Raw genomic sequence first — 12551 nt, forward strand, 5'->3', positions numbered from 1 at the left:
TTGCATAGCATCGCGTTGAACTGTAAAGGAACCATTACGAGTCAGAGCCGGTGGCTTCCATACTGCAACAGGAGGGCCACGCAGAAAAGTCTGCTGCCAGTCATGCTGCGCAAGAGCTTAAGTGGATTTTCTCCATCTAATTCCAACGTTTTTCAGGAATTACGACGATTAGTGGGAAATACTCCAACTAATACTGCCGATTGGGACCTTTAAGAACAAAATTTGCATATTTAAGTGGAGTTTTTCCCACTAGTATCCTCGATTCAGGATTTAATGGAGAATTAAGTGGAGAAATTCCCGGTTGGATAAGGACCGGTCACCGCAAACAATAGGCCCATACGTTGTCCCGGTCCATGACACAGACGAAGGTGCCACTGTACTGGTAAAGGAACGGAATGTACACGAAAAAGCGAGTCCAATGCGCCCCTGCGAGGGTAAAACAGCCAAATGTACGCGAAAAAGCGAGTCCAATGCGCCATTCGAGGACGACACACCCAAATGTACACGAAAAAGCGAGTCCAATGCGCCCCTGCGAGGGCGACACACCCAAATGTACACGAAAAAGCGAGTCTAATGCGCCCCTGCGAGGGCGACACACCCAAATGTACACGAAAAAGTGAGTACAATGCGCTCCTGCGAGGGCGACACACCCAAATGTACACGAAAAAGTGAGTCCAATGCGCCCCTGCGAAGTGCAACGAGCACAGGGAGGTTATTCTACGGCGGGCATACGGTAAATCCACTTTCATTGAAAACGCTTATTGTCGGACCCGGGCTCACGGTGACATAATCAGAGCATAGATGAATCTACGTAAAGGCGTGAAGGCAATGAGATATTTCCGCAGGCAATCATTCAAGAATAAATTGAGAACTGCTTTTATGTCCGTTATTCTGCTTTCCGTGCTGATGACAGGGGGGATGTCTTACTTCATTTCGGCCGCCATATTGGAGAAAAATGCGCTGAAGCTCACCCAGGATACGGTTGTCAAATCGGCGCAGATTGTGGATGAGAAGCTGAACAAGCTGATGCTCATCATGATGACATTCATGATCAGCCAGCCGTTTCATGACATGCTGAAGGATGCCGCTGCCGGGGATACAAGCCGGTACTATACACATCTGAATGATCTTGATAACGTTTTCTCGCAGGCGCGGATTGCCGAACCGCTGATTCATTCCATCTACGTATCCACACCCGTTGGCGAATTCTATCCTTCCTCTATGAACCGCAACCGGATGAATGCTTTTGAGGACACCTTTTTGTATGACCGCGTTCAGCAGGAGCAGAAGAACCTGTGGATTGAGGGGCATGAGGATATGCTGTTCTCCGGAAAGGACAGGGTCCTCTCCCTTATTCTGAAGCCGATTTTTGATACACCGGTCAGCGGAGTCTATATCGTTGTCAATATCCGCGAGGACGGCTTCCGCAAGCTGGTCCGGGGAGACGGCGGGGAAGGGGCAGCCAGTTTCCTGCTGAATGCAGAGGGGGGGGCCGTATATTCGGTAAAAGAGCCGCTGATCACCCAGGCGGTGGACAGCGGTGTACTCGGCGGCATGATCAGCGGCAGCCCGGAAGGCAATCAGTCTTTCGCACTGGGCGGGAAAGCTTATTTGCTTAACTATGCCCATCTTGGCATCACAGACTGGACGATGACAACCATCCAGTCCCAGGCCGGTGTGCTGAAGGACATGATCTATGTGAAATGGATGATTGCCGCCTTCGCTCTGGTGGCCTTTCTGGTAACATCCCTGGTCTCCGGCGCGTTCACGCGTTACCTGCTGATGCCCTTGCAGGGACTGATGAAGGTGATGAAGCGCGTCGAGAGCAACGATCTTACCGCCCGCTTTGAAAGCGGAAGCGGAGATGAGCTGGCCCAGGTAGGCTTCCGGTTTAACCGGATGCTGGAGCAGATTGTGGTGCTGATCCAGGAGGTTACCCGGGCGGAGACGAACAAGCGGGCGGCGGAGATCAAGGCGCTGTCGGCGCAGATGGACCCCCACTTTCTGTATAACACGCTGAACACCATCTACTGGAAGCTTAATATGAAGCAGGTTGAACCGTCGCAGAAGATGGTCATGTCGCTGTCCCGGCTGTTTCAGCTGGGACTGAACAAAGGGCAGGAGATCACAACCTTGTCCAAGGAACTGGAGCATGTCCGCCAGTATCTGGAGCTTCAGACCAGCTGTTACGAAGGGTTGTTCACGTATGAAATTCAAGTCAGGGCACCGGAGCTGGGCAGCCTGCCGGTTCCGCGGATTGTGCTGCAGCCGCTGGTGGAGAACAGTATTCTGCACGGCTTCCGCGATATGGAGAGCGGTGGAGTTATCTTTATTGAAATAGAAGAGGACGGGGATCGCTGGAAGCTCACCGTCAGCGACAACGGCTGCGGTATGGAGGAAGATCAGGTGCGGTCATTATTCTGGCAGGAATCGGAGAAGGGGTATGCGGTATCCAATCTGATCAAGCGGCTTCAGCTGTACTACGGGGACAGCGCTTCATTTAAAGTGGACAGTGTCCCGGAATCCGGAACCTCAGTTATGATTTTTTTGCCCAAAAAGGGGGAGCAGCATGAATAATTCCGATACAGTCAGCCTGTGTATTATAGACGATATCAAAAGCGTGGTAGACGGACTCACAGCAATCAACTGGGAGGCACACGGCATCCGCATTGCCGGTACTGCGGGCAACGGGGAAGATGGGCTGCAGCTGTTTATAGACAAACGTCCGGAGCTTGTTCTTACCGATATCCGTATGCCGCGGATGGACGGACTGGCCGTGCTTCGTGCGGTTCAGGAGCATAACGCCGGCTGCAGGGTCATTCTGATCAGCGGTTATGCTGATTTTGAATATGCCCAGCAGGCTGTACAGCACGGTGCCTTTGATTTTGTCGTTAAGCCGTTTTCGGAAGAAGACATCCTGGCAGCGGTGCTGCGGGCGAAAGCCGCAATTCTGGAGGAGAGGCTGGAGCTGATGGGCCGCAGGGAGATGGAGAACAGGCTGCGGGAGAGTATGCCGCTGCTGCGGCAGGAGTATTTTGCACTGCTGGTCAGCCACCGGACTCCTTGGGAACAGGCTTCGGAGCGCTGGAAGTTCTTGAATATTGACCTTCATCCGCAGGGCTTTGTAGTCATGCTGATTGAAATCGACCGTTTTCAGGAACAGGTTGCAGAGCAGTCGATCCATGAAATCGAGCTGATCCGGTTCTCCCTGCTTAATATTACCAAGGAGACCCTGGCTGCGGCAGCCCCGAGCATTGTTTTCCGCGCCAGGCATGACCGTTATCTGGCCGTGATGAATGATAACGGAAGCATGAATCCTGTGGATATCGCCGAGCAGTGCTGCCGCAATATCGAGCGGTACACCAAATTTACTGTTTCTATCGGCGTCGGAGGAAGAGTAACCCAGACGAGCGAGCTGCCGGATTCTTACCGGCAGGCGAACCGCGCACTGGCTTATCATCTGTTCACGGAGGGCAATGCGGCGATCATGTATGACGATATTCCCCAGACAGGAAGCCAGGAGCCGCTGGCGCTGGAATACAAGGATGAGCTGCTGCTGGCCCTGCGTTCCGGCAATGCAGCCCGGACAGCGGATATTCTGGCGGCCATCTCGGCTACGCTGCAGAGCCTGATCTCCAGGCAGACACCCGACTATCTGCTCAGCCTGTATGATGAGCTTGCGGCTTCGGCAATCCGCACCTTTTATGAGCTGGTACCTTATGCCGACATCCAGCCGCTCATTCAAAGATTCAAGTCCGTGCAGGGAACTGCCGGACTGCCGCTGGCTTCCCTGCAGCGGCAGCTGATGGCCCTGTGTGTGGAGGGAACGGAGCTGGTGCGGCTGAACAGCCTCTCAGAAGGGCAAAAGATCATCTATCAATCGCTCGATTACATCAAAAGCCGTCTCTCCGAGGATATCTCCGTAGGCGAGTGCGCCGCCCATGTTCACCTTAGCACAAGCTATTTCTCCAGCCTGTTCAAGAAGGTGACCGGAATGACCGTGACACAGTATACGACTGCCGAAAGAATCCAGAAAGCCAAGCTGCTGCTTGTAGAAGGGATGCCGGTACAAGAGGTTGCGGCGGCTGTCGGGTATGAAGAACGCAGGTATTTCAGTGAAATGTTCAAGAAGATTACCGGACAGACGCCGTCGGAATTCAGGGCAAGCTATCATCCTGACCATGGGGTAAATCTATGATGAACTCCGGTCCGTACCGCTCCTGCGTCATTTATGCCAATTATGCTGCACACACCAAACCGCATGCTGTTCAGTATAAAGACGGCCTGTCCTTTTATCTGTTCCGGCTTCAGGCGGAAGGGACCTGCAGGGCGCTGGTTGAGGGGAAATATGAGACAATCATCCCCGGTGACCTGCTTATTTATTCCCCTGACCAGCCGTACGAACTCCAGGTCCAGCCCCGGAGCACTACAGTACAGGGGAGTGTGGAGCCTGTCTCGGATTATTTCCTGGCCGGTAATGGAGAATGGCTTGATGAATGGTGGAAAGGCAAGGGTCTGCCGGCCAAAACGAATATCGGCTATGACGATACGGTCCTGACTTTATGGAAGCAGATCATCAGCGGCAAGAAGAAAGTGATGGAGAATCAGGAGGAAATCATGGACTATCTGCTGAGAACGCTGTGCCTGACACTGGAGCAGGTGATCCGGGCCAAAAGGACCAGGGGAGCAGATACCGCGTACAAGCTTAAGCAGTTCGTGGACAATCATGCCCATGAGCCTCTTAGCCTGGAGAAAATTTCGGCATCTGCCGGATTAAGCATCTCCCGCTGCTCCTATCTGTTCAAATCCGCTTTTGGCCGGTCGCTGTTCGCCTACTGTATTGATGTCAGGCTGAAGCTTGCCCAGCAGCAGGTCCTCTACAGCCTGCTTCCGCTGGAGCAGGTTGCCGAACAAACGGGCTTCCAGAGCTATGCCCATTTCTGCCGGGTGTTCAAGCAACGCTTTGAACATCCTCCGGGTGAATACCGGCGCAAATTCGGCTTCCGCTTTCATACGGATTGATACAGGAAATCAGATTTCTGTATACAAAACCTGATGTGCCTGGCCAAGCAGGGTACGCAGCTGTTCATATTTAACATTTTGAACAATGCCGTCCGACTCAAGCGCAAGTATGGCGGCCGCCGCAGCCGATTGTCCAAGGATCATGAATACAGGCTCCATCCGGATGGAGCCGTAGGCTGCATGAGTAGCAGAAACGCATACCGGCACAATCAGATTGGTACACTCCGTCCGTTTGGGTACAATTGCCTTGTAGCTGATGGGGTAGGGCGCGGCGAGTCTGACATAAAATCCGCCTTCAGTGCTTACATGCCCGTCTTCGTTAACATAGTATTGGGTATGATGAGAGTCCATGGCAAAGGAGCCCATGCCGATAGAATCCGGCACCGGGTTATCCAGCCTGACATCATGTTCTGTTACCACATAGTCACCGATCATTCTGCGGGATTCTCTAATGTAGAGCTGGGGAGTCCAGTGGCCGGTTTCGGTAAACTCGTCCAGCGGCAGGCCCCACGGCTTGTAGACTGAGCGGATGTCCTCCGGCACCCGGGGATGGTTCTGGATGGTCCAGACGTAGCCCTGCTGGTAGATGCGGTGGGCTTTCCAGATCTGTTCTCTGGCAGAATAATCCGCTTCCGCATAGCCGTGGTTCATTCCGTTGTAATCTGTAGAAATGCCGCTGTTGTTGTTGGAATCCGTCTTGTCAGAAGTCACCATGTTCAATTTGAAAAAACGTGTACGCTGGCCCTGCTCGATGGCCCGGAACAATATTTCATAATCAGCTTCGTTATACCCCTCCGGCTTCTCAATCTCCATGCGGTTGTCGGGATTGTCCGTCAGACACATGCGGAAATTATAGGCTTGGAGCTTGCTGTCGCCATCGCCCGTGTTACCGCCCCGGTCCGGGTTGACACGCTGGAGCAGGCCGCTCGAAGGCACCCCTTTAATGACATAAGGGTCAATCCCGCCGGGCAGCTCATTAAGCTCGGTGCCCGGGTGAATACCGTTTAATGTCTCTCCATACTGTGAGTTCGGTTCCCGGCCGACAAAATAGGATACGCCGGACTTCCCCATCAGATCTCCTTCATAAGTAGCGTCAATAAACACTTTACCGCTGTAAATGCTCCCGGATTCCATGACAATGGAGATGATCCTTGTTCCCTGCCTGATAACCCCGTGCTTTAAATCCAGCCTTTCTCCATAAATGACTTCAAGGTTGTATTCGCATACCCAGTCCTGCAGAACTTCAAGGGCTACTTTGGGTTCAAACAGCCAGCGGGCTCCGTCTTGGCCATATTTCCGGGCGATCCGCCGGTAAAACTCCAGGGATAAGCCACCGACAGCCTCTTTCATTCCCACATCCGTATCTCCAAGCCCCCCGCTGGTCAAGCCGCCGATCCGCCGGCCCTGCTCGATGACTACTGCGCTTTTGCCCATCTTTTTGGCTTGAACCGCCGCAGTAATTCCTGCTGCCGTTCCCCCGTAAATTACGATATCGTACTGTTTCTCCTGATCCATTGTATTTCTCCTCCCTTGCAATGTTGCTTGCAGACATTATTATAAAGCGCTTGCCGGTCCGGCGAGAATGATGGATCTTCCTTTTATAGTTGATGGATCTTACTGTTTTCATGAAATGCGGATTTTTGCCGGAAAAGGCTTTGGTACTAAGGGTTTGCTTATGATAAGGTGATTCTGAAAAACGCCAGACGATTGTAATTTGCGAATCCAAAAGGAGGAACTATGAAGCCCGAATTCCGCTATTTTGAAAAGCCGGCTCTTGAACCTGTCCCAGGCTGCAGCTGGGCGGATAAGATGGTCCTGAACCCCGCTATTATCAAAGATCCTGATTCCGGTGAAATCCATATGCTGTTCAGGGCTACAGGGCCGTGGCCGCAAAAAAGAAGAGCAGGGTGTCACGAGCCTTATCCGATTTTTCTGGGTTATGCCAAAAGCTGTGATGGGGGAGCAACATGGGATGCAGACTTTTCAAAGCCGGCTCTCGCCCCTGCCTTGGGGTATGAAGAGCACGAACTGTATGTCACGGATATTAACGGAAATGAAGTACGTAATTATGCCAACGGCTGTGTTGAAGACCCGCGCATCTTTTATATTGAGGGGGAATTATATGTGACGGTGGCCTGCCGCGCGTTCCCTCCCGGCCCTTATTGGCTTGGAAGCCAGGAGCCCCCGGTGCAGACACGTTTCGAATATGTTCCCGGCTGGATATTTGAAGGGGATGCTTCCGATCACTTTATTGCAGCCGCCCGCTCCAATGCTACAGTCACCGTTCTCTACAAGCTGGATTTAGAGGAATTGAAGCAAAAAAACTATGAAAGCGCATTTAAATATGTTGGCCCGCTTACCGAAGGACATGTCAGTGACAATCGGGATGTGTTTTTGTTCCCGGCGAAAATGAGGATTGCCGGTAAAATGCAGTACTTAATGCTGCACAGGCCGATGAATGTCCTGCCCTTTGAAGGAGGAGCGGAGATTAACAAGCCTTCCATATTTTTAGCGGCAGCGGAATCAATTGAGGATTTTGCATCTCCCAGGGCGGTCCACAGGCTTCTGGCTTATCCGGTTTTTGACTGGGAGGAGAACCGGGTCGGTGCAAGCTGGCCGCCTGTATCCCTAGGGAATAAGGAATGGCTGGTATCCTATCACGCCAAGAAGAACGTACAGTTTGGATACACACAATCCTTTATGATCATCAAGGAACAGGAGAACAATTTTCCGGTGGTGATTCACCGTTGCTCCGAGCGTCTGATGTATGCAGAGCGGGAGTGGGAGCTGCCGCAGGATTATCCTACACCGTGCCTGTTTACTACCGGCGGGATTGTCATGGGTGAAGATTTAATCATGTCCTATGGTGCTGCAGACCAGAAGGTAGGAATTGCCCGGGTCAACTTTGAAGAGCTGCTGGCTTATATCCGTCAATTTGATGAGTCCGGGAACCTGACCGGACAATAACCAGCCGGCCAATCATGATTGCTGCTAACCTGGACCGGACGGCAGAGGAGTGTAAGCTCCCTTGCCGTCCGGTCCGGGTTTTGATTTGTCAGACCATAGAATTCTGTCCCTGAAGAGTGGGTCTGCCGCACTCCTTTTTCAGGGGCAGACACCTATAATAATAGATGAGCTCACAATACAAATGTTAAACAAAGGGGTAGAACGTATGCAGAAAAAATGGTTGGGTCTCAGCTTAAGCCTCATGCTGGCCGCCGGTATCGCCGGGTGTGGCGGCAGCAACAATGGCAGCAGCAGTGCGGCGACTGAAGCACCGGGCGGCAGCACGGCAGCTCCATCTGCTGATACGGGCGGCAATACGCCAAAGGGCGAGCCTGTACAGCTTAAATACTGGACAGACGACCGTCATGACCAGGAGTATATCAAAGAATTAATTAACAATTTCAACGAGACCAACGGCGAGAATATCCAGGTGGAACTGACAGTCATGTCTGAAAATTATGCACAGAGCGTCGACATTGCCTTTTCAAGCAACCAGGCACCGGACCTGCTGCGGCTGAAGAGCGGCAACATATCCGAGTTTGTCAAAAAAGGGTATCTGGCGCCAATTGACGATTATCTTACCGATGACATGAAGACGAAGTTCGGCAGCCTGGAGCTCGACAATGTCAACCGTTTTGACGGTAAGCTGTACTCTCTGGCTAACACCGGCCTAACCCTGCGCCTCGTTTACAACAAAGATCTTTTTGCCAAAGCAGGCATCCAGAATCCTCCGGCCTCGCTGCAGGAAATGGTCGACAGCGCCCGGAAAATTACCGAGGCCGGCAAGTCCGAGGGCGTCTACGGCTTTGCACTGAACTTTAAAAGCCCGAAGTCTGCATTCGACCGTTCCATCCGGGAAATCCTTTCCCTGAGCGGTTATCAGGGGCTGGGCTTTGATCTGAAAACAGGCAAGTTCGATTTCGCACCTTATTCACAGGTTATCGAATATTTCAAGCAGATGCATGAAGATGGCAGTATTCTTCCTGGCGCAGCCACGCTGGATATCGATCCGCTGCGGGCCCAATTCGCCGCCGGCAAGATCGGAATGTATCTGTCCTTCTCGACCGAGCCCGGGGTCTACAAAGACCAGTTCCCGACGGAAATCAACTGGGCCGGTTCCCTGGCGCCGACACTGGACGGCCAGATCAAAGGAACCTCCGAGATCGTCTCCGCCGGTACATGGCTGGGCATCAGTGCGAAATCGGCTAATCAGGAAGCCGCCTGGAAGTTCATGCAGTACATGTACGGCGACGACATTCTAAAGACTTATCATGAGAAAGGCTTCGGCATTGCAGTCGTTCCAGGCATCGTGGAGCAGGCGCAAAACCCTGACATCGCCGGAATGGAAGGTTTCCTTGTCGGAGAGCATGACTCGCTCTGGCCTGCTACACCGGCTGTAACACCGGAAGGTGCGACCTATGCGGATGCTTTCTTCAAATATATGCTATCGGGCGGCGATGCCAAGGCTATCACAGAAGATCTGAACATAAGATACAACGCAGCCCTGGACAAAGCGGTTGAGAAGGGCGAAGTGACTGTAACGCCGGACCCTGATTTTGATCCAAGTAAGCCGCAGGGAGAATAAGAGGCAAGGATGGGGCTTTGGCTGATCTCTCCGGCGAAAGCCCCTTTTCTTTTCCTGAAGGAGGAACACTGACTATGAATATCAAGCGGAAAAGATTCGGGGAAAATTCCCTGTTTCTGCTGCCGAGTATCGTTCTTACACTGGCGCTGGGCATTTATCCTTTGCTCTGGATGCTGCGCTACATGTTCTATGATTACGCCGGGTACGGTGAAGCCCTGTTTATTGGTCTGGATAATTTCCGCAGACTGGCCCGTGACAGCATGTTCTGGGAATCCGTAGGCAATACCTTCATCTATGCCGGAGGCAAGCTTCTGCTCACTCTGCCGATCTCCCTGCTGCTGGCAGTGATTCTGAATGGCAGACTGCGGGGGAGCAACCTGCTGCGGGGCATCTATTTTATGCCGACGGTAATCAGTACTGCGGTCATCTCTGTGGTTTTTTATAACATCTTCAATTCTTATAACGGGATGGTTAATACACTTTTGCTGAAGCTGCACCTCATCTCACAGCCGGTTGACTGGCTGGGTCCCAAGTATGCCATGCTGACGGTTATCCTTGTGGCGGTGTGGGGCGCGGTCGGCAATTATATGCTGCTGTTTCTCGCCGGTCTGCAGAGCATTCCCCAGGATTTGTACGAGAGCGCAGCCATAGACGGCGCTAACGCCGGCAAACGCTTCTGGCACATCACGCTTCCGATGCTTGCTCCGGTGGCCCAGATGGTCATCATGCTGGCAATTATCGCTTCCCTGAAGGGCTATGAGAGCATCATGGTCATTACGGAAGGGGGTCCCATCGGCAAAACAGAGGTTATGTACCTCTATTTATATAAGCTGCTCTTCCCGGTATCCACCGGTTCCCCGGTAACCCAGCAGCTCGGCTACGGCAGTGCGGTAGGCTTTGCAACAGCCCTTATTGTCGGAGGAATCACGGGACTGTATTTCTTCCTGAGCCGCAAAATGAACAAGGTTTATTAGGAGGCGTGGCAAGATGAACGAACATGTATTATCCAACCAGCCGGCGGGGCAGAGGGGGCTTTCCAAGGGAGAATCTGCAGGCAATGCCGGCAAAATATTGTCCCGGACAGTAATGTGGCTGTTTTTGCTGGTGACAGCGCTGCTGACCTTGTTCCCGCTGGTGATGACCGTGTCCGGCTCCTTCAAGACCGGCGCTGAAATGATGACCGGCGGAAGCCTGCTGCCGGCCAAGCTGCAATTCGCCAACTATGCGGAGGCTTGGAAACAGGCCAATTTTGCCCGCTATACCTGGAACAGTGCCTTTGTCAGTATCATGGTGACCGCGGGCACACTGCTGGTGGCGTCGATGGCGGCTTATGTGGCCGACCGGCGCGATTTTCCCGGCAAATCCCTGTATGTAACAGTTCAGGCATCCATGATGTTCATCTCGGTCGGCGCGATCGTGCTGCGTCCGCAGTTTGACCTGATGGTCGCCCTGCATCTGAATACCACGCTGTGGGGAGTCATTCTGATTCTGATCAGTGCCCATTCCAGCACTTTTTTTATGCTGCAGGGATTCTTCAAGGCGATTCCCAGAGAGCTGGATGAAGCGGCCATGGTGGACGGCTCCGGATTTATCCGTACCTTCTTCCGCATCATCCTGCCGCTGCTGACACCGGGGCTTGGCGTAGCCGGGCTGTTCGCCTTCCGCCATTCCTGGAATGAATACATTCTGCCGCTCGTCTTTACGATGACCAGTCCGAAGCTGCAGACGCTGACTGTCGGACTCGCGAATCTGCGCTACGGCTCCTCGGCGGCGATGCAGATCCATCTGATGATGGCGGGGGCCTGCCTGTCCATCCTGCCGATGCTGCTGGCTTATATTTTGGCCAACAAGACCTTTATTCAGGTTACAGCCGGTTCGGTCAAAGGATAATCCAATATTTCATTTCTCAAAGGAGCATTCGATACATGAAACAATTTACGGTAGGTCCTTTATCTTCAAGCCGGATTATGACCCGTTATCCGCACAATCCGGTTCTTGCGCCCGGCGATGTCCCTTACGGACCAGCCATGGTATTCAATGCGGGGGTGGCCAAATTCAGAGGAAAGTATGTCATGGTCTTCCGCAATGATTACGGTGATGAAGCCGGGCAGATCGTGGCCCCTCACCATACCACCAATCTCGGGCTGGCCTTCAGCGATGACGGCATCAAGTGGGAGGTGCAGCCGGAGCCCTGCTGGTCCTGGAACGACGAGGAGGTTGTCCGGGTATATGATCCGCGCCTGACGGTAATTGGTGACCGCTGCTATATGTGTTTTGCCGTCGATACGAAACATGGCCTGCGCGGCGGTATCGCCGTTACGGAGGATTTCCGGTCCTTCGAAGTGCTGAGCCTGTCACTGCCTGATAACCGCAACATGGTGCTGTTCCCTGAGAAGATCGGGGGCAAGTATGTACGCCTTGAGCGGCCGTTACCGGTATACAGCCGCGGCGGCATCGACCGCTTCGATATGTGGATGAGCGATTCCCCGGACCTGAAGTACTGGGGGAACGCAAGGCTGCTGCTGGCTGTTGAGGATGTCGCCTTTGCCAATGACAAGGTGGGTCCGGGAGCGCCGCCGGTCAAGACGGACCGGGGCTGGCTGACCACATTCCACGCGGTGGACATTGACCACAGCCGGGGCAAGAACGGCTGGGAAGACAGCTGGAAGAAACGTTATACGGCAGGTATTATGCTGCTGGATCCGGAGGACCCGGGCAGGATTATCGGCCGTGCGCCGATGCCGCTGCTTGCGCCTGAGGCTCCTTATGAGACAAGCGGCGGCTTCCGCAATGATGTGATTTTTCCCGGCGGTATGATCCTGGAGGATTCCGGTGAGGTCAAAATTTATTACGGTGCCGCTGACACGGTGGAATGTCTCGCTACTGCCCATGTGGATGATCTGCTGCGTCTATGTCTGGAAGGCAAATCATCATAAAT

General features: G+C 53.1%; 9 protein-coding genes. 8 read left to right on the forward strand and 1 reads right to left on the reverse strand.

The window, feature by feature from the left end:
* The first annotated feature begins 864 nt into the window (after positions 1–864).
* The 3 genes from C2I18_RS20230 to C2I18_RS20240 are packed head-to-tail and all read left to right on the forward strand — an operon-like array spanning position 865 to position 5022.
* Positions 865–2577, forward strand: a complete 1713-nt coding sequence (locus C2I18_RS20230; protein ID WP_249897536.1) for a cache domain-containing sensor histidine kinase — start codon at positions 865–867, stop codon at positions 2575–2577.
* Complete coding sequence (locus tag C2I18_RS20235) at positions 2570–4198, forward strand: response regulator transcription factor (protein WP_249897537.1); 1629 nt, start codon at positions 2570–2572, stop codon at positions 4196–4198. Before C2I18_RS20230 ends, C2I18_RS20235 begins: the two co-directional genes overlap by 8 nt.
* On the forward strand, positions 4195–5022 hold the full coding sequence (locus C2I18_RS20240; RefSeq protein ID WP_249897538.1) for a helix-turn-helix domain-containing protein: 828 nt from the start codon (positions 4195–4197) through the stop codon (positions 5020–5022). Before C2I18_RS20235 ends, C2I18_RS20240 begins: the two co-directional genes overlap by 4 nt.
* Before the next feature lie 9 nt (positions 5023–5031).
* Here the strand turns inward: C2I18_RS20240 and C2I18_RS20245 are convergent, their stop codons facing one another.
* Positions 5032–6537 carry an FAD-dependent oxidoreductase gene (locus tag C2I18_RS20245; protein WP_249897539.1) on the reverse strand — a complete coding sequence of 502 codons (1506 nt, stop codon included), beginning with the start codon at positions 6535–6537 and terminating at the stop codon, positions 5032–5034.
* Positions 6538–6759: 222 nt separating this feature from the next.
* Here C2I18_RS20245 and C2I18_RS20250 point away from each other — a divergent pair, with 222 nt between their 5' ends.
* From C2I18_RS20250 to C2I18_RS20270, 5 genes are all read left to right on the forward strand, one after another.
* The gene (locus C2I18_RS20250) at positions 6760–7989 is read left to right on the forward strand and encodes a glycoside hydrolase family 130 protein (protein ID WP_249897540.1); all 1230 of its coding nucleotides are present in this window, start codon (positions 6760–6762) and stop codon (positions 7987–7989) included.
* Between the two features lie 205 nt (positions 7990–8194).
* Positions 8195–9613 carry an ABC transporter substrate-binding protein gene (locus C2I18_RS20255; RefSeq protein WP_249897541.1) on the forward strand — a complete coding sequence of 473 codons (1419 nt, stop codon included), beginning with the start codon at positions 8195–8197 and terminating at the stop codon, positions 9611–9613.
* A 74-nt stretch (positions 9614–9687) separates the two neighbouring features.
* Entirely contained in the window at positions 9688–10587 is a 900-nt protein-coding gene (locus C2I18_RS20260) for a carbohydrate ABC transporter permease (protein ID WP_249897542.1), read from the forward strand.
* A gap of 13 nt (positions 10588–10600) precedes the next feature.
* Positions 10601–11503 carry a carbohydrate ABC transporter permease gene (locus C2I18_RS20265; RefSeq protein ID WP_481857822.1) on the forward strand — a complete coding sequence of 301 codons (903 nt, stop codon included), beginning with the start codon at positions 10601–10603 and terminating at the stop codon, positions 11501–11503.
* A gap of 35 nt (positions 11504–11538) precedes the next feature.
* A complete protein-coding gene (locus C2I18_RS20270) occupies positions 11539–12549 on the forward strand; it encodes a glycoside hydrolase family 130 protein (protein WP_249897543.1) in 1011 nt (336 codons plus the stop codon).
* Positions 12550–12551 lie beyond the last annotated feature (2 nt).

This window comes from Paenibacillus sp. PK3_47 (assembly GCF_023520895.1).
Lineage (GTDB): Bacteria > Bacillota > Bacilli > Paenibacillales > Paenibacillaceae > Paenibacillus_AQ.

Coding starts and splice junctions, on each gene's coding strand:
- C2I18_RS20235 (WP_249897537.1), top strand. CDS start 2,570: ATGAATAATTCCGATACAGTCAGCCTGTGTATTATAGACGATATCAAA.
- C2I18_RS20240 (WP_249897538.1), top strand. CDS start 4,195: ATGATGAACTCCGGTCCGTACCGCTCCTGCGTCATTTATGCCAATTAT.
- C2I18_RS20245 (WP_249897539.1), bottom strand. CDS start 6,537: ATGGATCAGGAGAAACAGTACGATATCGTAATTTACGGGGGAACGGCA.
- C2I18_RS20250 (WP_249897540.1), top strand. CDS start 6,760: ATGAAGCCCGAATTCCGCTATTTTGAAAAGCCGGCTCTTGAACCTGTC.
- C2I18_RS20255 (WP_249897541.1), top strand. CDS start 8,195: ATGCAGAAAAAATGGTTGGGTCTCAGCTTAAGCCTCATGCTGGCCGCC.
- C2I18_RS20260 (WP_249897542.1), top strand. CDS start 9,688: ATGAATATCAAGCGGAAAAGATTCGGGGAAAATTCCCTGTTTCTGCTG.
- C2I18_RS20265 (WP_481857822.1), top strand. CDS start 10,601: ATGAACGAACATGTATTATCCAACCAGCCGGCGGGGCAGAGGGGGCTT.
- C2I18_RS20270 (WP_249897543.1), top strand. CDS start 11,539: ATGAAACAATTTACGGTAGGTCCTTTATCTTCAAGCCGGATTATGACC.